This is a genomic window from Chlorogloeopsis fritschii PCC 6912, from assembly GCF_000317285.1.
GTDB lineage: Bacteria > Cyanobacteriota > Cyanobacteriia > Cyanobacteriales > Nostocaceae > Chlorogloeopsis > Chlorogloeopsis fritschii.
Genome location: NZ_AJLN01000061.1, coordinates 126702 through 153282 on the forward strand (window position 1 = coordinate 126702; position 26581 = coordinate 153282).

Here is a 26581-nt window from a genome sequence, read left to right on the forward strand (position 1 = left end):
ATAAAGGACACCAAGATGAAAAAGAAGGGAAAAAAATTACTTTTAATCGAGGTGGGGGTGGTATTAGCGATCGCACTCATTCTCGTCTTAGTCATGCCAGTTGTGCTTTCAGAATTTCGGCTCAATTTACTGGGTAGATTTTTGTCACTAGCAATTGTAGCTTTAGGTATAGATTTAATTTGGGGTTTTACTGGTTTATTAAGTTTAGGACACGGGATTTTTTTTGGTTTGGGTGGATATGCGATCGCTATGTACCTAAAACTGCAAGTTCCCCCAGGTGAGCTACCTGATTTTATGCAGCTTTATGGTGTCAATGAACTGCCTTGGTTTTGGCAACCTTTTTATTCGTTTCCCTTTGCAGTAGTTGCTGTCGTATTAATTCCAGGAATACTGGCGGGATTATTAGGATATTTGGTGTTTCGCAATCGCATCCGGGGCGTCTATTTCTCAATTTTGACTCAAGCGGCAGTGATTGTATTCTTTAATTTCTTTAACGGGCAGCAAAAACTTTTTAACGGCACCAATGGGCTGATAGATTTTACTACTTTATTTGGTGCAAAAGTCAGCAATGCCAGTACTCAATTTATCTTTTATTGCCTGACGGTAGTATTTTTGATAGCTACCTATGCCCTTTGCCGTTGGTTGACAAGTGGAAGATTTGGCAGATTACTAATTGCTATTCGGGATGATGAAAGTCGGGTGAGATTTACAGGCTACAATCCCACAGAATTCAAAGTTTTGGTGTTTGCGGTTTCTGGTGCGATCGCAGGAATTTCCGGTGCCTTTTACACTCTCCAAAGTGGTTCAGTTTCACCCAGGGCAATGGATATTGCCTTTTCGATTGAAATGGTAATTTGGGTGGCTGTAGGAGGGCGCGCTACTTTAATAGGAGCAATTTTAGGAACTTTGCTAGTAAATTATGCCCGTACTTTTTTCAGCGAACAATTTGCAGAAATTTGGTTATTTTTCCAAGGTGCGCTGTTTTTACTAGTGGTTACAGTACTTCCTGATGGTTTAGTGGGATGGTTGCGTAATCAAAAAATCCCTCTTTTTAAAGACTCTAATCAAGTTGTCACCTATCCGAGCTTAGAAATAGATCCAGAAGTGCAACATGAACGCCAAAATATTAGAAACTGAAAATTTAACTGTAAACTTTGACGGTTTTACAGCATTAAAACAGCTAAACTTTAGCATGGATGCAGGAGAATTACGAGTAGTAATTGGCCCTAATGGTGCTGGGAAAACAACATTTCTCGATGTCATTACGGGTAAAGTACAACCAACAACAGGACGAGTTATTTTTAAAGGTAAAAATTTGCGTTCGTTGAAAGAACACCAAATAGCGCGTTTGGGAATTGGCCGTAAGTTTCAAACACCCCGAATTTACCTCAATTTAACTCCCTTAGAAAATTTGGAAATTGCTAGCAACCCCAAGAAACATTCTTTTTCTACCTTGTTTAAAACTCCTAGCACAGCAGAAAAAAATAGCATCAAAGGATTGTTAGAAACAATTGGTTTAACTGCAAAAGCACGCGTTAAATCGGCTTTTCTTTCTCATGGAGAAAAGCAGCGTTTAGAAATTGGTATGCTACTAGCACAGTCTCCTGATTTATTACTAGTTGATGAACCAGTTGCTGGATTAACAGATGAAGAAACCTATAATATTGGCGAACTATTGTTAGCGTTATCTCAGAGTCATTCGATTTTAGTAATTGAACATGACATGGAATTTGTGCGTCAAATTGCCCGTAAAGTCACAGTTCTTCATGAAGGCTCAGTTTTGTGTGAAGGAAATATCGAAGAAGTTCAAAGCGATCCTCGTGTTATTGAAGTATATCTAGGACAACAAAAAGAGTAATTGAAGAAGGCAGAAGGCAGAAGCTAGACATTTAAAGTCACGCACTACTACCGATACAGTGACTCCTCTGTCTTGCCGCAAGGGCTGATTAAAATTACATTGTTTTTTGTGTTCATGTCTGTTTAATATCTTTTGATAATCAATGTTGCAAATTTCTAACCTCGATGTTTACTACGGTGAAAGCCACATTCTTCGGAATGTAGATTTAAGCGTTCCTAAAGGGCAAATGGTATGCCTAATCGGGCGTAATGGTGTGGGCAAAACTACACTTTTGAAAACAATTATGGGGTTACTTAAACCTCGTAGCGGCATAATTAATTTTGAGGGGCAAATAATCAACTCTAAATCGCCAGATCAAAGAGCAAAACTGGGAATTGGATATGTTCCTCAAGGGCGAGAAATCATTCCTCGCTTGACAGTCAAAGAAAATTTGTTATTGGGTTTAGAAGCAAGGAAAAAACAAGCTAAAAAATCAGAAATTCCAGAAGAAATTTTTACTCTATTTCCTGTATTGAAAAAAATGCTTTCCCGCATGGGAGGGGATTTAAGTGGAGGGCAACAACAGCAACTAGCTATTGCTCGTGCTTTAATGGGAAATCCTCAATTATTAGTACTAGACGAACCAACTGAAGGTATTCAACCATCAATTATTTTGGAAATTGAAGCCGCTGTTCGTAATATTGTCGAATCTACAGGTATTTCTGTTTTATTGGTAGAACAACATTTACATTTTGTCCGTCAAGCTAATTATTATTACGCTATGCAAAAAGGTGGTATTGTTGCCTCTGGCTCGACAAACGAACTTAGCCAAGATGTGATTCAAAGGTTTTTAGCAGTTTAGATGTGTAACCTACAAGCTTTGTCTGTGATTTAGTGACTTTTAGTCTTAGGGCTTCTATTAACCCTGTTTAACTGGAATCACGATCGCAAATTCAGTTCCTTGCCCTGGTTGGGAAACACAATGCAATGAACCACGATGCTTTTCTGTCACAATTTGATAACTTATTGCTAGCCCCATGCCAGTACCGATACCCACAGGCTTAGTCGTAAAAAAGGGGTCAAATATTTTTTGTTTAACTTCTTTTGTCATGCCCGATCCATTATCGGCAATACAGATGATAACGCGATCGCCTTCAGTTTTTGTACGGATGTGAATCGTAGGATAAATCTCAGTATTGTCTTTACTTATTTCCAATGCATCAATGGCGTTGCCAATAATATTCATAAACACCTGATTTAGCTGCCCAGGATAGCACTCTACGAGGGGTAAATTGCCATATTCTCTAATTACCTGAATTTCCTCACGATCTCTTTGAGACTTAAGCCGATGTCCCAAAATCATCACAGTACTATCAATACATTCGTGGATATCAACAGCCTTCATTTCGGCTTCATCCAGGCGAGAGAAAACCCGTAAAGAAAGTACAATTTCCCGAATACGTTCTGCTCCCACTTTCATTGAAGCTATTAGTTTCGGCAAGTCTGCTGTCAGGAAATCCAACTCAATACCTGCAATGACAGTTTGAACTTCAGAAACAGGATTGGAGTAGTGCTGTTGATATACTTGTACAAGTTTCAACAAATCTTGAATGTACTCATCAGCATAAGTGAGGTTACCGTAGATAAAATTAACTGGGTTATTGATTTCGTGTGCCACACCTGCCACCAATTGTCCCAAACTGGACATTTTTTCGCTCTGCACAAGTTGGGTTTGAGTTTGTTGTAACTCCTGTAATGTTTGCTGAAGTTCTATTTCTGCTTGTCGGCGATCGTGGATTTCATTAATTAATTGAATTTGCGTGTTTCTCAACGCCAAATGAACATTAACACGGGCTAGAACTTCTTCGACTTGAATAGGTTTAGTAATATAATCTACTGCTCCTAATTTCAACCCTTTTACCTTATTTTCTACCTCAGCCAAAGCAGTCATAAAAATGACGGGAATATCTTTAGTGCTTTCCTCTGATTTAAGATGATGGCAAGTTTCAAATCCGTCAATTCCTGGCATCATCACATCTAATAAAATTAAATCTGGTTTGATAAATGTTACCTTCTCTAGTGCTAGTTCACCACTCTTAACTACAGAAACCTGAAAACCGACTTCATGTAAAATATTGAATAAAATTCTAATGTTGTTAGGGGTGTCATCGACAATTAAAATTGAGTTTTGTTGAGTAATATTCATAAGTTAAATTGGTTGTTTTAAAAAAGCTTTTAGTTAAATATGGGATTCAAATTCTATGCTTCTATTAAAGCCGCAATTGCTTCAATCTCAAATTCATCAGCCAGAGTCAATACTTGATTGGCAAAAGCTGTATACTTTACATTTAATTGCTTAATCCGATTTGCTTCTGTTTGAATATCTGCAACTGCACAACGTTGAACGGCTTCATGTAAGGCAACAAGTTCAGATGTAGGTGGCAGAATTATTTCTACCACTTCAGGTGAAATATCGTGATTTTTGGTATTTAATCCATCGCTAGTTTGATAAATCCATGTTAACTGCAAGTAATTTTGCAATTGTAAAAATAACTCTTCCACTTGTACGGGTTTGGGGAGGAAATCATTACAACCAGCATTCATAGCTTCTTGACGATGAAAGTCAAACACACTTGCAGAGGAAACAATAATAATTACATTTTGGATATCAGGTATTTTGCGTAGCTGTTTACTCATTGTCAAACCATCCATCACGGGCATTGCTAAGTCAGTGATAATTAAGTCTGGTTGACATTCAACAGCTTGATCTAATCCTTCTTTGCCGTTATGTGCTTGGATTACCTCAAAACCAACTGGTTCCAATAAATTCGCGATCAACGATCTATTTTCCCAGCGATCGTCAACTATCAAAATTTTCCGTTTTTTACCCTCAAAGCCAATAATCTGCTTTTGTTGAGATCCAGCCAAGTTTTGTGTCCATTCTCCTGCTGTTGGTAGCTCCACCTCAAACCAAAAGCTGCTGCCTACCCCTAGTTGACTTTGTACCTGGATTATCCCACCCATTAAGGTAATTATCTTTTGGCTAATGGCTAACCCTAAACCCGTGCCTTCCGCTTGCTTTTCAGCGTTACCAACTTGCTCAAAGGGTAAGAAGATTTTCTCCATTTGTTCTGGAGTCATGCCCACGCCTGTATCTTCAATTTGGAAGCGTAGTTTGATAACAGATTGAGTAACATCAGATAAATCATCTGTGGCATTAGCAACAAAATCTGCTCTCTCAACTTTAAAAGTCACTTCACCTTTATCAGTAAACTTGATAGCGTTACCTAAAAGATTAATCAAGACTTGTCGCAGACGTTTTTCATCAGTGTGAATACCAATGGGAAGTTGTTGGCTTGGTTGATAGGTAAAAGCAATTCTTTTCTGTTTTGCTCGGATTTGACAGATTTCCACTACATCTTGCAGAAAATTGGGAAAATGAAAATCTGTAGGATAAAGTTCCATTTTCCGGGCTTCGATTTTGGAGAGATCGAGGATGTCATTAATTAAGGTAAGTAGGTGAGAGCCGCATTGATAAATAATGTCAATGCCTTTACGCTCATTATCTACTAGTGTTTGCGAGCGTTGCAGAATTTGCGCATAACCCAAAATACCGTTGAGGGGAGTACGCAATTCGTGGCTCATATTTGCTAGGAATTCACTTTTGGCTTGGTTGGCACTGTCAGCCACTAGTTTTGCTTCTTTGAGTTCGTAAGTACGCTCCTCAACTCGTTCTTCTAATTCTTCGTTTGCTTGTCTAAGTTTTGCCGCTGCTTTTTTGTTTTCGTTAATGACAGCTGATAGAACAAAGGTAGTAATAGCAACGACACAAATGAAAGATTGCAGTAATAATAAAGACTGAGAAATAGACTCTTTAGAAAACGAACCGAAACCACGAGCCGTTCCGAAAACTGCTATTACTGTTACAAGTATCACAAGCAGAGTTGATTCTCGCTGTCTAAAGCGGAATGCTGACCACATCAACAGGGGAATCGTCATATACTCAACAGGATACCCTCCCCAGAATGCTATTCGACTAATGGTAATTACCAGAACAACCAAGAATGCCAGTTCTAAAACTTGTTGCCAGCAAAGTTTTACTTGCTGTCTTGATTGCAGAGTTAATGATAGCAATGCTGGTGTGACGATGAGCATACCAGCAATCATTGCTGTGTACCAAGTTCGCCAAACTTCCCCGTAATCAGCCCAAGATGCATTGTTGCTCAGACACAAGGTAGTGGTTGCAAGGGTGGTACTAACCACAGAAGCTGGCGTCAATAGTACTAAAAATTTGAAAACATCTGCAGAACGCTCTAATAGATTACGGTGCTTAATAAAGTAGTTGATGAGAAAGGCTGTTACTAAAGGATCGATAAGATCGATAACCGAAATACTCAAGCTTGTGAGAATATTTTGATAGTACAGGAAATAATTGACGATAAATTCGCCTATTAGAATAGCTGGCCAAATACGATATCCTAGCAATATAACTGCAGCCAAATAAAAACCAGCTGAAGGCCAAAAGACTGATGTCCCATTTTCTAAAGATAGTGTTCGGGATATATTGGCTAAACCGAAGTGAATAGTCGGTATTAATACTGTTGCTAGTAATACCGTTCGATTTAGTAAAAAAGGGAATTCAGTTTTAGTTGCTTTGCTTTGCATAGTTTTTGTTTGGGTATCCTTCCCAGTTACCTCCGATCAAGCTTACACTTGTTGATCTTGCATGGGTAATTACCCGAAATTCTAACTTTTATATTTCATGATGTCCGGCTATTTACTTAGATTTGTAAAAAACCCTTTGGAAAAGTCACTATAATCATTAGCAACTCTCTGATTTCAAGTATTCCCAAAAGTCTGACTGTAATAACAACTAGTCAAATAAAATTTTGTTTGTGATTTTGTCACCGTCTCAAATCTAGAACTAGCAAAAATTTGACGTTGATTAACTGCCTTGTTGATATGCAAATAAATGAGAATAGTTTTCATATCAAAACAAGATCCCCGACTTCTTGAAGAAGTCGGGGATCTCATTTCTCACTCACATTTTCCAGTAGCTTTCGTTAATTCACATCTTGCACCAGTTGTTTAATTACGATTTTTGTAAGGTAAGCATTGCTTAGATTTAACTCAAAATTTTATTTTGACTTACGGGCAATGCTCACCCTATGGTTATTAAGAAGGGTACAAGATATCAGTTAAACAAGATAATTTAGTATTTACTTGACTCAAATCTAAGTAGTTTTTTACACCTTTTTGAATTTTAGTTTAAATTTAGAGATTTCAATTTCAAGATATTTTGTATGAGTAGATGAGTCGATAACACCCTGAACAGGTTTATAAAAAATTTGTAATTCTCTGTTTGACTCAGTTAGATTTCACAATGATAGGGGAAATGGCAACAAATCTAGAGCTAATTCCACTTTGAGCGAACCATCTACACATTGAATCATGTGTGCAAAGAAATCTGAAACTCGCTTATTTTTCATAAAATCATCACTACGCTTTCCGTATTCTTCCAGTGAGGGATAGCGGTAGATGTTCATAAAGTGTGCATACTGTCCAACCTCAGTTACTAACATGAGAACAGGTTCGATTCCTGCTTCATGAACCATAGGGAGAAGTATATTTTGGTGCAAATTTGTAAATTCTTCTCGCTTACCGAGAAGGATTTGACCACTTACAACCTCATAAATCGGTGAAGCTGAACCTAGCATAAAATATTCCTCTGATTTGATAATTGTTTTTAAGGATGACCGTAAGCCTTTCTGTTGAATAGTAAAATTAATCACATACTTAGCTGTATCCTAATTAACAATATATTAACAGTTATAATACGTAAGTTTTTAAAATTTCTATAAAATAACTGAAGCATTACTTTATAAGTATTTAAATAAAACTTTAACTATTTTTATTTATATTTTCTTAATTTTTTTGTTATGCTTTAAATCGCAAACTAAATACTGATCTCAAAAGGGCTGTTTTAGAAGTAAAGTGCATAATAATACAGTTTGTAGTTTGTCTGTAAGCCTTGCACACTGTACAATTTTTCTAGATTGGGCATATTTTTGTGTACCTTAAAACGGGGAGATATTTTTTTGTAAATAAAGAGTAAAATCGAGAATACTCTCAGACTTTTACTGGGTTTTTTTGAAAAAATAACTCTTTAAGGTGCAGTAATGTCAATTCAGTCTTATCATTTTTGATTGAAGAGATTGAATTTAAGTTAGCAATTTTATGAGGATGTTTACTGGTTTTATCCTATAGAATTGACAGATCACAGTCAAAAAAACCTATTTATGTGGGTATTTTTGGTTTTTCACTAAGATTAATATTCCAGAGGAATTTCAGATTCTATATCTCTCAGTTAAAGTTTAGAATTGTGGCTTAATAATGTTTTTTACCTAAAACTCATGCATGAGTAGTTTTGGGATAGAAATTCTTGTTAAGCGACAACTCTATTGATTATGAGAGTCGCTCCTCTCACTTTAGAATTTTCTAAAAATATGCAAAATCAAGCGATACTAAGTGATTTAGAGACAGCAGAGATAGCGATTGTAAAGATTGCAGAGTCTCAAATAGATTTCTACGATGAAAACGAAGATAGTAAAACTGCACTTATACATCAGCTATTTGAAGCCCAAGTACTTTGTTCTCCTAGTAGTATTGCCATAGAATTTGAAGGTCAGTCTCTTTCTTATCAAGAACTTAATCAACGTGCCAACCAACTTGCTCATTATTTGCAAGGATTAGGAGTGCAAGCCGATGTTATCGTTGGTTTATGTTTAGAGCGCTCTGTAGAACTGATTATTGCTGTACTAGCTGTTCTCAAAGCAGGTGGTGCTTATCTTCCTCTCGATCCAAACTATCCAGCAGAACGTCTGTGTTTCATGCTGGAAAACACTCAAGCCTCTATCTTATTAACTCAAAGCCATCTGTGCGAGAGTTTGCCATTATACGCAACACATCGCTTTTGTTTGGATAGCAATTGGCAAGCGATCGCTCAAAATCCGACTACCAATCTCCAATCGGAAGTTACTGCCGATAACCTGGCATACGTCATCTATACCTCTGGCTCGACTGGCAAACCCAAAGGTGTAGCAATGCCTCATCTGCCGCTTGTAAACTTAATTGCTTGGCAGTTGGAAAATTCAACTGTAGGTTCTGCCGCCAAGACACTCCAATATACTCCAATTAGCTTTGATGTCTCCTTCCAGGAAATCTTTGCCACCCTCAGTACGGGTGGCACGCTGGTTTTAATTTCTGAACAAATGCGTCGCGATCCGACAAGCTTGCTGCAATTTCTCAATCAAGCCAGAATTGAGCGGCTGTTTCTGCCGTTTGTAGCACTGCGACAGTTAGCCGAAGTAGCGCAAATAGAAGGTATTTTCCCGACAAGTTTGCGTGAGGTGATTACTGCTGGCGAACAATTACGGATTACAACAGCGATCGCGCATTTATTTACTCAGTTGCCTAACTGTAGTTTACACAATCACTACGGCCCTTCTGAAACTCATGTAGTTACTGCCTTTACCTTAACAGGTTCACCTCAATCTTGGTTAGCATTGCCACCAATTGGGCAAGCGATCGCCAACACCCAAATATATCTACTAGATTCACAATTACAACCTGTGCCTGTTGGCGTTGCTGGTGAGTTATACATTGGTGGTGTCAGTCTAGCAAGAGGATATTTTAACCGCCCTGACTTAACAGCGCAAAGATTTATTGTCAGTCCTTTTGATAAATGCGATCGCTTGTATAAAACAGGTGACTTGGCAAGATATCTTGGTGATGATGGGAATATTGAGTATTTAGGAAGGATAGATCAACAAGTAAAAATTCACGGCTATCGGATTGAGCTAGGAGAGATTGAAACTGTTCTTGAGGGGCATTCTCAAGTGCAGCAGGCAGTAGTCATGGCACGAGAAGATATACCCGGCGAACAGCGTTTAGTCGCCTACGTAGTTGCTGATACGGTTGCGTCAGAAATTTCTGTAACTGAACTGCGGCAATTTTTACGGACACAGCTACCAGAGTATATGGTGCCGAGTGCGATCGCAATCCTCGACAAACTGCCACTCACTCCTAGCGGTAAAGTCGATCGCAAAGCTCTGCCTGTACCAAGCTACGGAAGTAATCAAGAGAATTGGGTTGCTCCTCAAACTCTCACAGAAATAGCACTAGCAAATATCTGGAGTGACATTCTTGGCTTATCGCAAGTCGGAATTTACGACCATTTTTTGGATTTAGGAGGGCATTCACTGCTGGCAACTCAAGTAATTTCCCGTATCCGCAATGATATGCAGATTGAGTTGCCTTTACGTTGTCTGTTTGAATCACCAACAATTGCTGAACTTGCTAAGTGCGTAGAAACACTTCAGCAAAAACCACAAAATTCCCATACTTCTATTATTCAACCAGTAGGGCGAGACGCTAACTTACCCTTGGCATTCATGCAGGAGCCATTGTGGTTTCTGGATCAGTTAGTAACCAACCATCCCTTTTACAATGTTCCAGAAGCCTTTCGCTTGAATGGTTTTGTTAACTTCACAGCTTTAGAGCAGAGTTTCCAAGCAATCATCAACCGCCATGAAACTTTGCGTACCACCTTTAAAGTTGTCAATGGAGAACCTTCTCAGGTAATTCATCCATCTCCAAGCTTTAAGCTATCTGTAATAGATGCAACTACACCCACACAAGCAAGCCAAGTCTGGGAATTAATTATCCAAGAGGCACGACGCCCCTTCAATTTATCTGAAGATTTACTCTTACGTGCGATACTTTTCAAGCTCAGTGAAACGGAACATATTCTGTTTCTCAACCTACATCACATTGTCTGTGATGGTTGGTCGATGAGTATACTATTGCAGGAATTAGCAACGCTTTACACAGCTTTTACATCAAAACAGACTTCTCCCTTACCAGATTTAAAAATTCAGTATGCTGATTTTGCCGTATGGCATCGGCAATGGTTGGAGGGTGAGATTAGAAAAAGTCAGCTTACCTACTGGCAGCAGCAATTAAATGGACTTTCGCCTCTGTTGTCATTCCCAGCAGACTACCCGCGCCCGCCAGTATTAACCTATCGAGGAGCGCGTCACTTCCTGAGTTTATCCGAACCCTTAACTAAAAAACTGAAGGAATTGAGCCGTCAAGAAGGCGTGACTTTATTCATGACATTGCTGGCTGCCTTCCAAACACTATTGTTTCATTACAGCGGGCAAGATGATATTGCGATTGGCTCCCTCCTTGCCAACCGCCATCACCCTGACTTAGAAGGAATGCTGGGCTTCTTTTCCAACACCATCGTACTCCGAACAGATTTTTCAGATTACCCTGGTTTTCGGCAGTTGTTGCAGCGAGTTCGAGAGGTAACTTTGGGAGCTTATGCCCATCAGGATTTACCATTTGAGGAACTGGTGCGGGCATTACAACCCGATCGCGCTCTAAACCAAAACGCGCTGGTTCAAGTCGTATTTAACTTGCAAAATACGCCAACATCCAATTGGGAAGTACCGGGTTTAACCTTAACTCATCTGCCCCTTGATAACAAAACCGTCAAATTTGATTTGTTTTTGGAATTAACCGAAACACCGACTGGTTTAGCAGGTTACTTTGAGTATAGTACCGACTTGTTTGCAGCCAGTACGATCGCCCGCATCACCGAACATTTCCAAAAGCTCCTAGAGGATATTGTTACCAATCCAGATGAGAAAGTCGATAGATATTGCTTGCTGACAACAGCCGAGCAACAACAACTGCATACATGGAATCAGACTCAAGCTGATTTTCCTGATCAATGCCTTCACCAGTTGTTTGAAGCACAAGTAGCAAAAACACCGAATGCGATCGCCATCGAATTTGCAGGGCAGCACCTGACTTATCAACAACTGAATCAGCAGGCAAATCAACTAGCAGATTATTTGCAAACCCTTGGCGTCAAACCGGGTGTTTTAGTTGGTATTTGCATTGAGCGATCGCTCGAAATGGCGATTGGGCTATTAGGGATTATGAAAGCTGGTGCAGCTTACGTACCCTTAGATCCGGCTTATCCTCAAGAACGTTTAGCATTCATGCTCGACGATTCCCAAGCACCAGTACTGTTGACGCAGCAAAGTTTGATGAGCAAGCTACCCAAACATCATGCACGGGTAGTTTGCATAGATTCAGATTGGGATGTCATTGCCAAGCACAGTCAGAAGAATCCCAATAGTGGAGTAAAACCTGAAAACTTAGTTTATATACTCTACACATCAGGTTCCACAGGTAAGCCCAAAGGCGTGCAAATCAAACATTGTTCGCTAGTCAATATTTTATCTTTCATGGCTGAGGAACCAGGGCTTACTGAGCAAGATATCCTCTTGGCTGTGACTACCATCTCTTTCGATATTGCCGCCATCGAGCTTTACTTGCCGCTGATTGTTGGTGCTCGTATTGCCTTAGCTAGCCGCGAAGTAGCCTCTGATGCCTTACAACTAGCTGAATATATTGAGCGATCGCGTGCAACTTTCATGCAAGCCACTCCAGCGACTTGGCGAATGTTATTAGCAATAGGTTGGCAAGGTAGCTCACATCTGAAAATTCTTTGTGGCGGCGAAGCTTTAACGAGAACATTAGCAGACGAACTCCTCAAAAGATGTTCTTCTGTCTGGAATGTATACGGGCCGACAGAGACTACCGTTTGGTCTACAATTTACAAAGTAGAATCTGGAGGTGATTCTATACCTATTGGCCGTCCTATTGCTAATACGCAAATTTACTTACGAAAACAACAAAAAAATCACATTCAGTCTTTTCAACTTGTTCCCATTGGTGTAGCTGGGGAATTGTATATTGGTGGTGTGGGTTTAGCTAAGGGATATCTTAACCGTCCTGAATTGAATCAAGAAAGATTTATTCCTAACCCCTTTGACAATGGGCAACAAGATTATCTGTATAAAACTGGCGATTTAGCTCGTTATCTACCAGATGGTAACATTGAATACTTGGGCAGAATCGACCATCAAGTTAAAATTCGTGGCTTCCGGATTGAGTTAGGAGACATTGAAACTGCACTCAGCCAACATCCTGCTGTCAGAGAAACAGTTGTAATTGCCCGTGACGAGCGCTTGGTTGCCTACGTTGTTCCTAAACCAGAAAAATCAGCAGAGAATTCTTCAACTACATCCCAGATGGAACAACTACAACAGTGGCAAACAATCTGGAATGAATCCTATAGCCAGTCTTCCCCAAATCAAAATTCAAAGTTCGATCCGACATTTAATATCATTAGCTGGAATAGCAGCTACACAGGATTAGCGATCGCAGCCCAACAAATGCAAGAGTGGGTAGAGCGAACAGTTGAGCGGATTTTGTCTTTACAACCGCAGCGCGTGTTAGAAATTGGTTGTGGGATGGGATTGTTGCTGTTTAGAATAGCTCCCCACTGCTCCCATTACTTCGGGATAGATCTCTCAAAAACAGCGATCGCTTACATAGAGCAGCAATTAAAGCAGCAAAATTTGTCTCAGGTAAAGCTTGCTAATCAAGCCGCAGACGCACTTGATGAATTAGAAGCTGAAACTTTTGATGCGATCGTTATTAACTCTGTCATTCAATATTTTCCCAGTATTGATTACTTAGTGAGTGTCTTAGAAAAAGCAGTCAAATTAGTCAAACCGGGGGGACACATCTTTATTGGAGATGTACGCAGCTTGCCATTACTAGAAGCTTTCCATACCTCCGTGCAGCTATATCAAGCTTCCGACACCTTGCCTATAGAGGAACTGCGGCAGCGCATCCAAGAGCGTATGGATCAGGATGGAGAACTAATTATCGATCCAGCCTTTTTTACTTCTCTCAAGCAACATTTATCCGAGATTAGTCATGTGCAAATCCAGCTCAAGCGTGGTAGCTATGACAATGAAATGACTCGCTTTCGTTACGATGTCATCCTTCATATTGGCACCGAAGTGAATCGGGCTGTAGAGCCGACGTGGCGAGATTGGAACCCGGATCTGACATTATCTGCAATTCACAAACTTCTAAAAGACACAGAGCCAGAATGTCTGGGTTTAGCCCGTATTCAAAATGCACGAGTTACGCAGGATGTTGAAGCAACTAAATTGCTGGCGAAGTTCAATGATTTTCACATAGTGGGTGAACTACGGGCAAAATTACAGGAGAACACCCAGCAACCAGGAATCGATCCTGAAGCACTGTGGAATTTGGGTAATTGCTTACCTTACACCATCCACATTAACTGGTCAGATTCAGATACACAAGGCTGCTATGACGTAATATTTCAGCGACATTCCAGTGCTTCTACAACTATTGATTTCTTTTCTGAAAAAACCTCTCCCATCAAACCTTGGAGCGTCTATGCCAATAATCCTCTTAAAAGCAAACAAGCAGACAATTTAGTAAATCTTGTACCCCAACTGCGTACCTTTCTCAAAGAGAAACTACCTGAGTACATGATTCCTGCTGCCTTTGTCGTCATGAACTCCCTACCACTGACACCAAATGGCAAGGTAGATCGCCGGGCATTACCTGCGCCAAACAAAATTAGAGCTAATTTAAAAGAAGATTTTGTTGCCCCTCGTAACTCTGTGGAACAACAATTAGCTGAAATCGTAACTCTAATTTTAGGATTGGAACAAGTTGGAATTCATGACAACTTCTTTGACTTAGGGGGACATTCTCTGCTGACGGCTCAGATGCTTTTCCAAGTACAAAAAACATTTGAGATAGAGTTATCTCTGCAAACATTTTTCATCGCTCCCAACATTGCAGAACTAGCGAAAATTATTGAAAATCGACAAGTCGGCAATGATGAAACATCAACCATTAACTCTGTTCTCAATCTGCAAGCTGAAGCCATTTTAGATCCAACTATTCACTCTAGGGCTGCATCAATTGCATCACTCCCTCAACCAGCTAATATTTTATTAACTGGTGCAACAGGCTTTTTGGGAGCCTTCTTACTTCACGAACTGCTAGAGCAAACCCAGGCTAAAGTTTACTGCTTAATTAGGGCTGCTGATGCTCAAGAAGCTAACCAACGCATCAAAAACATACTGGAATCTTACAAACTTTGGCATCAAAATCGTAGCTCCAGAATCATTCCCGTAATTGGTGATATGTCGCTGCCACTACTGGGATTATCATCTGAACAATTTCAAACTTTGGCAGAAACAATCGATATTATTTACCACAATGGTGCATTGGTAAACTTTCTTTATCCATATTCTGCGCTGAAAAATGCAAATGTTCTCGGCACCCAAGAAGTTTTGAGATTGGCAAGTCAAACGAAGATAAAACCAGTTCATTTTGTTTCTACTATTGGCGTTTTTTCACCAACTGCTTATACCGACACACAAATCATCTCAGAAACTGTCGCCGATCGCCCGCAAGGACTTTACGGTTACACCCAAAGCAAATGGGTTGCCGAAAAATTAGCTACCCTTGCTCATGAGCGAGGAATTCCAACAGCTATTTATCGTCCGACTTGGATAGAAGGACACAGTCAAACTGGCATTTGTAACCGCCCTGGTTTTTTACGCAGCTTAATTAAAGGTTGCATTCAACTAGGCTTGGCACCCGATTGGGATATGCCAGTAGATATTGTCCCTGTTGACTTTATCAGCCAGGCGATCGTCCATTTATCAAAACAAACAGCTTTGAGTGAAAGAGTATTTCATATCTCTAATCCTCAGTCTATTTCGTGGAATCAACTTGTTAACTGGATGCATAATTTTGGCTATTCAATTCAACACATTCCCTTTCAAGATTGGGTTTCAAAAGTCATGTTTTTAGTTCCAAGTATGCCAGAAAATGCTTTGTATCCCTTCTTGAGTTTCTTATCAGAAAAAGTTTCAGAACAAAAAACGGTTCCTGAACTTTACTTCCAATCTAAATCTCTACAATTTGAGAGCCACAACACATTTAATGGGTTAGTAGATAGTAATATTACTTGCCCTCCTGTTGACGATAAACTACTGAATACTTACTTCCAGTACTTTATTGAATCTGGTTTTTTGTCAGCTCCTCAATTAAATTTTTCTGGTATTGCCATGACAAAGTAATTTAGAATTCTGGGGATTGGGGATTGGTGATTGGGTATTGGATATCAGGAATGGGGTATTAAGATTTCTTTATTCCTAGTCCCTAGTCCCTAGTCCCTAGTCCCCTGATACTATGTGAAAAAAACAAGATCGAAAAAGCGATCGCTATGAGCCTCACTCCAGTGAAGTGGACAATAGACGAGTATCACCGTATGATTGCGGCGGGTATTTTAAACAATCGGCGTGTAGAACTACTGAAGGGAGAAATTGTAGAAATGTCGCCGGAACGAGAAGTCCACGCCTATTTCAGTAGTGAAGCAACTGAATATTTAATGAGATTGCTAGGCAATCGGGCGATGGTTCGTGCAAGTAAGCCAATTACACTTCCTAACAATTCTGAAGCCCAACCTGATATTGCTATTGTCCAACGGTTGGGGCGCGAATACCTAGAGCACCACCCTTATCCTGAAAATATTTTTTGGCTCATAGAATACTCCGATTCTGGTTTAGAAATTGATTTGGAAATAAAAAGTAAAATCTACGCTGAAGTTAACATTCCTGAATATTGGGTGGCTAATCTTAAGAAAAGACAGATCGTAGTATTTCGAGATCCGGAAGAAGGAGAGTACGCATCAAAATTTACACTAGCAGTCGGGATTATTTACCCATTAGCGTTTCCAGGTTTAGCTGTATCGGTAGATGCTATGGTTAGCAGTAACAATATTCCGACACCCTAGAAGGGTATGGCTATATAGACGAAGCCTGCGGAGGCAGGCTAGTTCAGCTGACTTTCAAAGAAAATTGGTATTAGTTAGAACTTACAAACAAGTTACGGAATAATCAAACCACTCCAGGCACAGAGAGCACGGAGAAATAAGAGTTAGAGAGGTTGTGGGTAAGTCTGTTAGCGTTTAAAAGCTGTACTAAGCCCCAAAACCGAGGATATTTGGCAACCCTCGCTTGGACGACTATCTTTTAAGGTTAGAATAATCAGGCTTTAATAATATCTCCCAATTGGGGCCATACTGCCCCTCTAACAGATAACATTTACATATGAACTCTACAAAAGAACAACTAAAAGATAAATTACAGCAGGCTTTAGTCGCAGCTTTTGGCACTGAGTACATCGGTGTAGATCCGATATTGGTTCCTGCAAGCAATCCTAAATTTGGTGATTATCAAGCTAATGTTGCTTTAAGTTTAGCTAAACGTTTAGGACAACAACCACGAGCGATCGCCCAACAAATCGTCGATAAATTAGATATATCCGATCTCTGCAAACCACCGGAAGTTGCTGGCCCCGGCTTTATTAATCTTAAACTGCAAACCGAATACTTGGAAGCGCAATTAAACGCTATCCAAGCCGATCCCAGACTGGGAGTTGCCAAAGCGAAAACATCGAAGCGCGAGATTGTAGATTTTTCTAGCCCCAATATCGCCAAAGAAATGCACGTCGGACATTTGCGTTCGACGATTATTGGTGATTGTATCGCCCGAATTTTAGAATTTCAAGGTCATGATGTGCTGCGCCTAAATCACGTTGGTGATTGGGGTACGCAGTTTGGTATGTTAATTGCCTATCTACGGGAAGTTTACCCAGAAGCTCTCACCACTGCAAATGCTTTAGATATTGGCGATTTAGTAGCTTTTTATCGTCAAGCAAAAGTACGGTTTGATGCAGACGCAGCTTTCCAAGAAGCGGCGCGTCAAGAAGTAGTGCGGTTGCAAGCAGGTGCAGAAGATACGCTCCACGCTTGGAAATTACTAGTAGAACAATCGCGGCGAGAATTTCAGGTAATTTACGATCTGCTGGATGTTCATTTGGTAGAACGCGGCGAGTCTTTCTACAATCCTTTACTGCCACAAGTTGTAGAAGATTTAGACAAGGCTGGCTTACTTGTAGAAGACCAAGGTGCTAAGGTTGTTTTCTTGGAAGGGTTTACTAATAAAGAAGGTGAACCGTTACCCCTGATTGTGCAAAAATCTGATGGCGGTTATAACTACGCTACTACAGACTTGGCAGCGATACGCTACCGGATAGAACAAGACCACGCCAAAAGAATAATTTATGTTACAGATGCTGGACAATCGAACCATTTTGCTGGTGTGTTGCAGGTAGCACGTCGCGCTGGTTGGATCGGCGATGATGTGGAACTTATCCATGTTCCCTTTGGTTTGGTATTGGGCGAAGACGGCAAAAAGTTTAAAACACGTTCTGGAGATACAGTACGCTTGCGGGATTTGTTAGATGAAGCGATCGCTCGTGCGCGTACAGACTTAGAAACTAGATTGGAAGCAGAAGGGCGCGAAGAAACAGAAGAATTCAAAGCTCGTGTTGCTCAAGTAGTTGGTATCGATGCGGTTAAGTATGCAGATCTCAGCCAAAATCGGACTAGCGATTATGTCTTCAGTTATGACAGGATGCTTTCTTTGAAAGGCAACACCGCACCCTATATGCTCTATGCTTACGTGAGAACGCAAGGAATTAGCCGTGAAGGTAACATTGACTACGAGCAGTTGGGAGCAGATGCCAAAATTCTGCTAAGGGAAGATACAGAATTAACCTTGGCAAAGCATTTGTTACAACTAGATGAAGTGATTGCTGATGTAGAGCAGGATTTGATGCCTCATCGTTTATGCGAGTATTTGTACCAATTGAGCGATAAATTCAATAAGTTCTACGAGAATTGTCCTGTGCTCAAATCTGAGGAACCTGTGCGAACATCACGTTTAGTATTGTGTAATTTAACAGCTAGAACTTTGAAGTTGGGGTTATCTTTACTGGGACTTCAGGTATTAGAGAGGATGTAAGTATCCCCATATCTCACTTGAAAATAAGGCAGTCCCGATGACACAAGTTTCATCGCCAGACAAGCTGCAACCAGTGCCTGCGTAAAATTGTAGACGCTAGTGGTATAAAAGTTTAAAATCAGTGGTCTCCTTTGATGCTACCGTACATACACCTGGGATTTACAATCCCAAACTGATACAGGTTTTACCGACTTGTGTGTACACCGTAGCCTTTGATGAGGGGAAGTAATTGATTGGAAAGAAACCCTAAATAATGCCACTACTTACCAACATTCGCAGGCGAACCATTCTTTCTTTAGCTATTATTCTCTCCATTGGACTTTTATACAGCCACTATCGCAATTCTACTTGGTGGTTGAACCAAGAGGTAGGAGGAATTTTTTATCAGATATTTTGGTGCTTGTTCGCCTTTCTATTTATTCCCAATCGCTCTTCAGTTTGGCAAATCCCTTTATGGGCATTGGTAATTACTTGCTTGTTAGAGTTTATGCAATTGTGGCATCCACCATTTTTAAATTGGGTACGTTCATTTTGGTGGGGAAAAATGTTAATCGGTACTGCCTTCACTTGGGCAGATTTCCCCTATTATTTTATTGGCAGTGGGTTAGGATGGCTGTGGTTGCGACTGATAGTTCGAGGGGCAAAACTAAAATAATTTAGTCCTATATAAAAATGCTTTATTTCCGTTTAATTGTATATAAGAATCCTATTTGATATTTGAAAGACTCCGTACATCCCAAGAGTTAGGACTTACGCAAAATCCCTCTAAAATCCTCTTGATTCCGTGTTCTCTGCGTCGTCTGCGGTTTAATTCCATAACTCGTGCGTAAGTCTCAAGAGTGGCAAAAGCGAAAATAGAAATGATGCTCATGGGAATACTAAGAAGGAACCATGAATAGCAATTGGCGATCGCATTCCCTGTGCTACAACGCTCTTAACCCGCGCAACGCATTGGCTCCTCTGCCTCCTGCCTTATTTCTTGAAAGAATAATTTCGCCCCAACTAACAACTAACTAAGCTGATTTCCAAGTACCGTGAAAACTGTGGGGAATCACACTAGGTAATTCCAATTTGCAAACGGGTTCTTCGTCTAATCTATCCGCGTCAAATACCCAAACTTCACTACGATGAGAATTACCATCATATACAACTGTTAAAATCCAACCTTGTTCGGAGTTTTCAGCATCTGGGGCGTGGATGGGTTCTGAAGGATAGCGATTTTCACCCAAGTCTGCTTCGGTAAGGGTTTCGGTTTCGTAGTCGTAACGAGCGATCGCTCCCAACAATTCTGTCGCTATATCCGCATCTGGTTTAAGTACGGATAAATAAGTATAACGCCAAGGTTGTCCCACTTGCGACTGCTCAACAACTGGAAACTCACACTTACGGTTGCAAACTTCCTCCATTGCGGTTACCTTGGCAGTTTCTGGATTGAGACGCACTCGCCACAGCGTCCCTTTGGCGACTGTGTGAGTCTCTCCAGTTGCGATTTCTCGAAGATACTCATTAGTTTGATCGAAGTCTGAATATCGGACTAGATCCAGCGTCACCAAGCCGTCGTTATCCACACAAGCATTGCCAAAATGCCACTGAAACCAAGGATCGGTTTCGCCGCGACTCACTAGGGATAAGGTTTCGCGATCGAAAACTAGGATTTGAGTTCCTAACTGGGGTTGCCAAGCTAGAGCCTCACTGAAAGTAATTAAACCGAGTAAAGCTGGCAGCATTTTTAAACGCATTGGTGGCATGAAAAACACCAAATGCCGTTCAGTCAAAACAAAATCATGGATTACAGAGTATCGATCTAGCTTATAAGCCGATTTCTGTACGATTTTGCCAGTGCGATCGCTTTTATAAAGATTCAACTGCACTTCACTGCCAATGCTGATGCCAAAGTTAAAAATTTCACCAGTATGGGGATCGCGTTTGTAATGAGCAGAGTAGGGTAATTTCTCATTCAACCCACCTAAATCATCCAATCCCCTAGTCTCAAGATTTTGCAAATCCAGCGCAGAAGGTTCGCTAGCTTCCCACAAAGCTAACAGTTTATCGGGTAAAGCTAACACGGATGTATTGGCTGCATTTTTTACTTGCAGGTTCCAGCGCTTCCAAATCGCCCCCGGTGGATGCATCCCATAAACGCCATAAAGGAACCTATCTGCCTTTGTTTCTGCTTGATACTCCGCCGTTTGTACGTAACGATACACTGCCGTTGCTCCTGCATCAGTAAAATTCACGGCAAGTACCGCTCCATCTCCATCAAACCAGTGTCCCACACGCATACCACCCCGCTCTAACCGTGCCGGGCCATTGCGGTAAAGTTTACCCCGTAAACCTGCGGGTATTTTACCAGATAGAACTGACAGGGGACTAAGAGGAAATTCTTCGGCTGGTTTAGCGATCGCTCCTGCCCAATTGGTTTTTCTTAATCTTTCGTTAACTATCATCATAGAAAATTCTTGTGAATGTATTAGGGATTGGGGACTAGGGACTAGGAAAGAAGCACCAGGAGCACCAGGAGCAATGCCCGATTCCCAATCCTCAGTACCCGATACCCAGTACCTAATCTAATATTGTTATATTTTTGTAACTCTACAATCATCAGCCATGCTACAGAAGATTAATAAAAAATTCGTCGCTTTAGTAATTTTTGCCTTAACAGCTTTACTAGCTTGCACATCACAAATACAAGTACAAGGCGATGCCAAATTTCGCCAAGGGAATGTGATATTTATTCACCCAGATGGTACGAGTGCATCCCACTGGGGTGCGGCGCGGATGCTTTACCTTGGCCCGGATGGTAGGCTGAATTGGGATCGGATGTCTAATCTTGCTGTTTATTTGGGACACATGAAAAATCAACTTACTGCCACTTCTAACGCGGGTGCAGTAACTCACGCCAAGGGAGTGAAAGTAAACGCTGATTCCTACGGTTTAGATGAGAAGGGTAAAGCTGTGGTAGCTGCTTCTGGTAAACCTCAAACAATTATGGAAGAAGCTGTCGCTGCCAAGAAAGGAACGGCTATCATTAACTCTGGTATTATCCCCGAACCGGGAACAGGGGCATTTTCTGCCAAAACAGCAAGTCGGCTTCAATTTGCAGAAATCACTAAACAAATTGTTGAGTCTGGGGTAGATGTGATCTTGGGAGGTGGTGAAGTATGGTATCTTCCTAAAGGAACCGTTGGCAAACACGCCACAGCTACACAAACTCGACGAGAAGATGGACTCAATTTGATAGAACTGGCTAAAAAGAAAGGTTACTCTGTTGTTTATACTCGCGATGAATTATTAAAGTTACCAGCAAAGACCAAAAAAGTTTTAGGAATTTTTGCTGCTGACGATACTTATAATGATGCACCAGAAGAAGAGTTAAAAAAGCAGAATCTGCCGCTATACGTGCCGACTGCGCCGACAGCAGCCGAGATGTTACAAGCAACTTTAAAAATTTTGTCATCTAATCCCAATGGTTTCTTTATCGTTTTGGAAGAAGAAGGTAGTGATAACTTCTGCAACTTTAATAATGCAGTTGGTTGCATAGAAGCAGTTAAACGCGCCGATGATGCTGTGGGTGTGGCAATGAAGTTTATTGAGAAAAATCCCAATACTTTATTGGTAACAGCAGCAGATAGCGATGCTGGTGGATTAGAAGTGGTGGGAGTTACAGAAAAAGATTTTCCTTTAGATAAGCCTTTGCCTGCAAAAGGAGCGAATGGCGCACCCTGGGATGGTAAAGATGGCACTGCTACTTTACCGTTTGTTTCTGCACCAGACAATCAAGGAAAGCGCTTTCCTTTTGCGATCGCCTGGACGGGTTTCGGTGATTTTACTGGTTCTATTATTGCTAAAACCCATGGTTTAAATGCAGATTTACTATCAAATACCGTGGATAATACTGCTATTTATCAGCTGATGTACCAAACTCTGTTCGGAAAGGAATTACCAAAATCATAATTCCAATCAGTTATACTATTTCACAAAAAATCTAATACTTTGCTAAAACAATACTCTCAACTAAAAATAAAGTTCTCTCTAGTGATTTAATAGTGGAATTGGTGACATCACTAGCATGATTGAGGCAATCTAGTAGTAACTTATTCGCATCCCAATACTGCTGTAGTAATTGCCACTCCTTTTCGTTAAACTGCCAATCCTGACAAATTTGGCGATCGCTAACTATTAGATTTTGCAACTCAAGAGTCCAATTCTGTCCATTTGCTTGCCACCACTCCTTAAGAGCGATTTTATCTGTATAGGGAGATGGAAGTTCACTCTGTAGCTGTTGCAACGATTTCTTTAAAGATGGATAGTCTTGTAATAAATCCTGCAAATCAAGAGCAAGCGCGATCGCAGATAAACGCTGGCAGAAAATATTGTCGCTCATCTTTAAACTAACACCAAGAGCATGAACTAAAGCCAAGTCTAAAGCTAAATCAACAGCTAATTTCCCAGTGAGGCGACGATCCAAAGATACAGCCAGAGTTTGGTTGTTGGCAAGAGGATGATCGATGGGAAGATTGAGGGTAAAGTAAAAAGCACGTATACTAGCAGGTTTATAGGATGCGCTCACACTAGAAGATTTGTGCTCTAACCAAATTAGAAATTCATATAATTTTGGAACTGAATTAGCTAAGGTATTAATTTGCTGCTTCATTAACAATAACAATTCATCAGCTGGTTGCATCATACCTGCTGTTAGCAAAAAAACTTCCCGCCAGCGCTTCTCCCCCATTTGAGTCACAAATTTTAGTAGCGTCTGCGAATTAGCATTGGCAATAATTTCTCTAGCTGTCAAATACTCTTGAAACATCAAATGAGAAAAAGAATAAATACCTCGTGCCTGTTCTATTAATAGACCATGTTGTGCTTCAATCGCTTTCAAAACAGCCCCGCTATCAAGTTGTAAAGCTTCTATATCTACAGGTGTATGAGGAAACTGACCAAGATAATCAGCAATCAATTGTTGAATTTTATTGTCTGAAAAAAAGTAGTCTCCTTGAGTAAAAGTAGTTGCTGCTAAATAAGAGAGTAATTTAATTTTATGTAATAACGATAAATTCCGATAAACTTCATCTCGTTTAACACCTCTTGCCTCATCCCAACGTACTAAAAGTAACTCCAAAGCTTGTTTATAAAGTTCTGAACGTAAGGTAGGAAAGTCTCCTAAAAATTGAAATACCAAACAGGTTAAATTCAATAAAATTGGTATAGTTGCTAACTCTAGAATTTGCCGATTTTCTGGCAATTCCAATTTTTGCATAAAATTATCAGCTTTAGCTCTTGCATCTGGCAGAGAATTCTTAACTACAGCCACAAACCACTTATCAATAAATACTCTAATTTGTAATAGGGTAAAATCAGCAATTTCAACTTCAGTAAATCCTTTAAATTTATACTGATAAGCAGCTAAACGACAAGTTATAATAATTCTATTTTTGTAATATTTTTCACTAAAGCTACGAATTTCCCGAAAAACTTTATCACTATCCGTATTTGTAAATTCATCTAAGCCATCTAGCAAAACTAACGCTTTACCGTGCAAAAGTATCGCAGCAAGCTCTGATTTAGAAACTCCACAATCACTAAGTTCTTGATTAATATAATTAAATAAACTAATTTGATTATTATTACTAGTATCTTCAGCAAAATTCTTTAAATTGATAAAAATTGGTAGAGAATCGCACTGAAAATCTCTCCGTGCACAGCGAAGTGCTATTGATTGCAAAAAAGTAGTTTTTCCAGAACCAGGTTTTCCCAGTAACAACAGCTTAGGATATTTTGAAACTGCTTCTAAACCATTAATCCGCTGTTGATGTATCTGATTGTAGCGAAAACTGTTAAATTCATTAGGATGTAAACTTTGTAACTCGCTAATTTCTAACCATCTTTGATTGGTAATTTCCTCAAAAATATTGACTTCTACATATAAATCATCTAAACCTATGGGTCGAGAAATATCCAAAAGATGTAAAGAACCACATTGAGCTTGAATTTTTTCTTGATGAGCAGACCTTGCTTTTTGCACCAAAGAATCAATATAGGCAGAATTTTCTGGTGTATTTTCAACAGATATTAATTCATTTTCAATAGTTGAATTTTCGACTATTTCTTGGGAATTTATTCCTAAAACTCGACAAATTTCATGAAAAACTTGACGATCCACAGGTTGACCTGTAAAAAACTTCCAAATCGGTTGACGAGTATCTAAACCTACTTCTCCAGCCAGACTTTTTTGCGTTAGCTTTTTACGCTTAAAAGCCTGTTTAGCCCTTCTTATACCTTCAGCTGACGCTTTGAGCGATCGCTTTGCCATAGTTTTGAGAACAATACTTTACACTTAATAAGCCATATAATAAATTATACTAAACATAAATTTAAAATCAAGTCAAAACAAAGTTAAAATCAAGCTATAAACAAGCTTAAAGAATTTTAAGTACGCAATATCACTTAGTCTTTTATAAGAAATATACAAAAGCTTAGATGAACTCAACATCTACAAATTTGGATCGTTTGCTAATTGTGCGGAAATATTCTCTGTTCCCTTAATTTCTGCAAAAATAATTATCATACTATGATAATAGTTATCATTAACGATAAAAACCTAATGAAACCCGTAAAAATGAACTCGTCTTTATTGGTCGCAATCTAGACGAAGCTAAACTCAAAGAGGATTTCGGGCGTGTTTAGTTTAAAAAACAACAACCAAGGCGACTTTCAATACTCTTGGCGGGGGTCGCTTTTAGATTATATAACAGCCATGACTTGGTCGCCTGATGGTACGACCTTAGCTGTCAGTTCTGCTGCTGGCGAGGTAGCTTTATTGGCTGTGGAAACACAAGAACTCAGGTTTCTACAAAGTAGCTGTGGACTTTCTATTGATTGCCTGTCTTTTTCAAAAGATGGGCAATTTCTTGCTGCTGGGGGACAGGATGGGCAAGTAAAAATCTGGGGTTTAGTTGAGGAAAAGCCCGAACTAGTTACTGCTTTGAACAATGCCCCTGCTTGGGTTGATCGCATGGCGTGGAGTCCCACTCAAAATCAACTAGCCTTTAGCTTGGGGCGCAATGTACAAGTGTGGGATGCAGATATTGGTGATATTGCCACGAACCTCAATTTTGACAACTCCTCAGTGCTAGATATAACCTGGCATCCTGATGGTCAGCGGTTAACAGTAGGAGGCTATCAGGAAGTTAAAATTTGGAATAGCCAAGATTGGAACGACACTCCCTATCTACTCATCATTGGTTCGGCAAGTGTGGCGATCGCCTGGTCAGGTGATGGGAAATACATCGCTTCCGGTAATATGGATAGGACAATCACCGTTTTAGAGTGGGAGAACCCAGAACCTTGGGTAATGCGTGGCTTTCCTGGGAAAATTCGCAAATTGGCATGGTCGCAAGTACCAAGTAAAATCGGCACTCCTATGTTAGCTGCTGCCAGTATGGAAGGTGTTATAGTTTGGCAAAAGCATGAGGATGAATCGATTGGATGGGAAGGGCGAGTTTTGCCAAAACATGAAAGTGTGGTGCAATCTCTGCAATTTCAACCTCACAGTCTCTTACTAGCCTCTGCTGGGGAAGATGGCTTGGTTTGTCTATGGCAGCGTGCTAAAAAACTAGCCCAAGTTCTCAATGAAGGCGTGGATGGTTTTTCTTGCCTATCCTGGCATCCTCAAGGACATCAACTAGCTGCTGGGGGACAAAGTGGCGAACTGCTAATTTGGGCAAAAGGTTCGCGCGCTCAAGGATTTGGACGCCGTTGATCGCACTATCAGGATTTATGCAGCCGCGCATAAAGAATGGAGCATTAAATTATGAGAGGTTATAGATCCCCGACTTTTTAAAAAAGTCGGGGATCTGAACAACTGAACTTTTCTCTTCTGCCTTCT

At 40.2% G+C, this 26581-nt stretch carries 15 protein-coding genes and 1 pseudogene; 11 read left to right on the forward strand and 5 right to left on the reverse strand.

Features of this window, described 5'->3' with window-relative positions; translation table 11 throughout:
• Positions 1 to 15: 15 nt before the first annotated feature.
• The 3 genes from urtC (at position 16) to urtE (ending at position 2699) form a co-directional block, all read left to right on the forward strand.
• Positions 16 to 1137 carry an urea ABC transporter permease subunit UrtC gene (gene urtC / locus UYC_RS0109930; protein WP_016877092.1) on the forward strand — a complete coding sequence of 374 codons (1122 nt, stop codon included), beginning with the start codon at positions 16 to 18 and terminating at the stop codon, positions 1135 to 1137.
• Complete coding sequence (urtD, locus tag UYC_RS0109935; protein ID WP_016877091.1) at positions 1112 to 1858, forward strand: urea ABC transporter ATP-binding protein UrtD; 747 nt, start codon at positions 1112 to 1114, stop codon at positions 1856 to 1858. The genes urtC and urtD overlap by 26 nt, the downstream gene beginning before the upstream one ends.
• A gap of 142 nt (positions 1859 to 2000) precedes the next feature.
• Positions 2001 to 2699 carry an urea ABC transporter ATP-binding subunit UrtE gene (gene urtE, locus UYC_RS0109940; protein ID WP_016877090.1) on the forward strand — a complete coding sequence of 233 codons (699 nt, stop codon included), beginning with the start codon at positions 2001 to 2003 and terminating at the stop codon, positions 2697 to 2699.
• A 57-nt stretch (positions 2700 to 2756) separates the two neighbouring features.
• Here the strand turns inward: urtE and UYC_RS0109945 are convergent, their stop codons facing one another.
• The 3 genes from UYC_RS0109945 to UYC_RS0109955 form a co-directional block, all read right to left on the reverse strand.
• On the reverse strand, positions 2757 to 4043 hold the full coding sequence (locus UYC_RS0109945) for a hybrid sensor histidine kinase/response regulator (RefSeq protein ID WP_016877089.1): 1287 nt from the start codon (positions 4041 to 4043) through the stop codon (positions 2757 to 2759).
• Between the two features lie 53 nt (positions 4044 to 4096).
• A complete protein-coding gene (locus UYC_RS0109950; RefSeq protein WP_016877088.1) occupies positions 4097 to 6502 on the reverse strand; it encodes an MASE1 domain-containing protein in 2406 nt (801 codons plus the stop codon).
• A 713-nt stretch (positions 6503 to 7215) separates the two neighbouring features.
• Complete coding sequence (locus tag UYC_RS0109955; RefSeq protein ID WP_016877087.1) at positions 7216 to 7554, reverse strand: NIPSNAP family protein; 339 nt, start codon at positions 7552 to 7554, stop codon at positions 7216 to 7218.
• A 750-nt stretch (positions 7555 to 8304) separates the two neighbouring features.
• On the opposite strand from UYC_RS0109955, the gene UYC_RS0109960 reads away from it, so the two are divergent.
• From UYC_RS0109960 to UYC_RS39885, 5 genes are all read left to right on the forward strand, one after another.
• Complete coding sequence (locus tag UYC_RS0109960) at positions 8305 to 15903, forward strand: non-ribosomal peptide synthetase (protein ID WP_016877086.1); 7599 nt, start codon at positions 8305 to 8307, stop codon at positions 15901 to 15903.
• Positions 15904 to 16049: 146 nt separating this feature from the next.
• Positions 16050 to 16619 carry a Uma2 family endonuclease gene (locus tag UYC_RS0109965; protein WP_026087633.1) on the forward strand — a complete coding sequence of 190 codons (570 nt, stop codon included), beginning with the start codon at positions 16050 to 16052 and terminating at the stop codon, positions 16617 to 16619.
• A 316-nt stretch (positions 16620 to 16935) separates the two neighbouring features.
• Positions 16936 to 18693 carry an arginine--tRNA ligase gene (gene argS / locus UYC_RS0109970; RefSeq protein ID WP_016877084.1) on the forward strand — a complete coding sequence of 586 codons (1758 nt, stop codon included), beginning with the start codon at positions 16936 to 16938 and terminating at the stop codon, positions 18691 to 18693.
• 253 nt (positions 18694 to 18946) lie between these two features.
• Positions 18947 to 19348 (forward strand): ribosomal maturation YjgA family protein, encoded by a 402-nt coding sequence (locus UYC_RS0109975; protein ID WP_016877083.1) that lies wholly within the window; start codon positions 18947 to 18949, stop codon positions 19346 to 19348.
• A 236-nt stretch (positions 19349 to 19584) separates the two neighbouring features.
• Positions 19585 to 19710 (forward strand): hypothetical protein, encoded by a 126-nt coding sequence (locus UYC_RS39885; protein WP_268744014.1) that lies wholly within the window; start codon positions 19585 to 19587, stop codon positions 19708 to 19710.
• Here UYC_RS39885 and UYC_RS0109980 read toward each other — a convergent pair.
• Entirely contained in the window at positions 19707 to 21143 is a 1437-nt protein-coding gene (locus UYC_RS0109980; RefSeq protein ID WP_016877082.1) for a carotenoid oxygenase family protein, read from the reverse strand. The genes UYC_RS39885 and UYC_RS0109980 overlap by 4 nt on opposite strands.
• 157 nt (positions 21144 to 21300) lie before the next feature.
• Between UYC_RS0109980 and UYC_RS0109985 the strand changes: the two genes are divergently transcribed.
• A complete protein-coding gene (locus UYC_RS0109985) occupies positions 21301 to 22647 on the forward strand; it encodes an alkaline phosphatase (RefSeq protein WP_016877081.1) in 1347 nt (448 codons plus the stop codon).
• A gap of 31 nt (positions 22648 to 22678) precedes the next feature.
• On the opposite strand, the gene UYC_RS0109990 is transcribed toward UYC_RS0109985, so the two are convergent.
• The gene (locus UYC_RS0109990; protein ID WP_016877080.1) at positions 22679 to 25006 is read right to left on the reverse strand and encodes an NACHT domain-containing protein; all 2328 of its coding nucleotides are present in this window, start codon (positions 25004 to 25006) and stop codon (positions 22679 to 22681) included.
• Between the two features lie 284 nt (positions 25007 to 25290).
• On the opposite strand from UYC_RS0109990, the pseudogene UYC_RS37720 reads away from it, so the two are divergent.
• Both UYC_RS37720 and UYC_RS0109995 read left to right on the forward strand, forming a co-directional pair.
• Positions 25291 to 25385, forward strand: a pseudogene (locus UYC_RS37720) (CobW C-terminal domain-containing protein); the annotation flags it as partial.
• Entirely contained in the window at positions 25373 to 26455 is a 1083-nt protein-coding gene (locus tag UYC_RS0109995; RefSeq protein WP_016877079.1) for a WD40 repeat domain-containing protein, read from the forward strand. The pseudogene UYC_RS37720 and the gene UYC_RS0109995, both read left to right, overlap by 13 nt.
• Positions 26456 to 26581 lie beyond the last annotated feature (126 nt).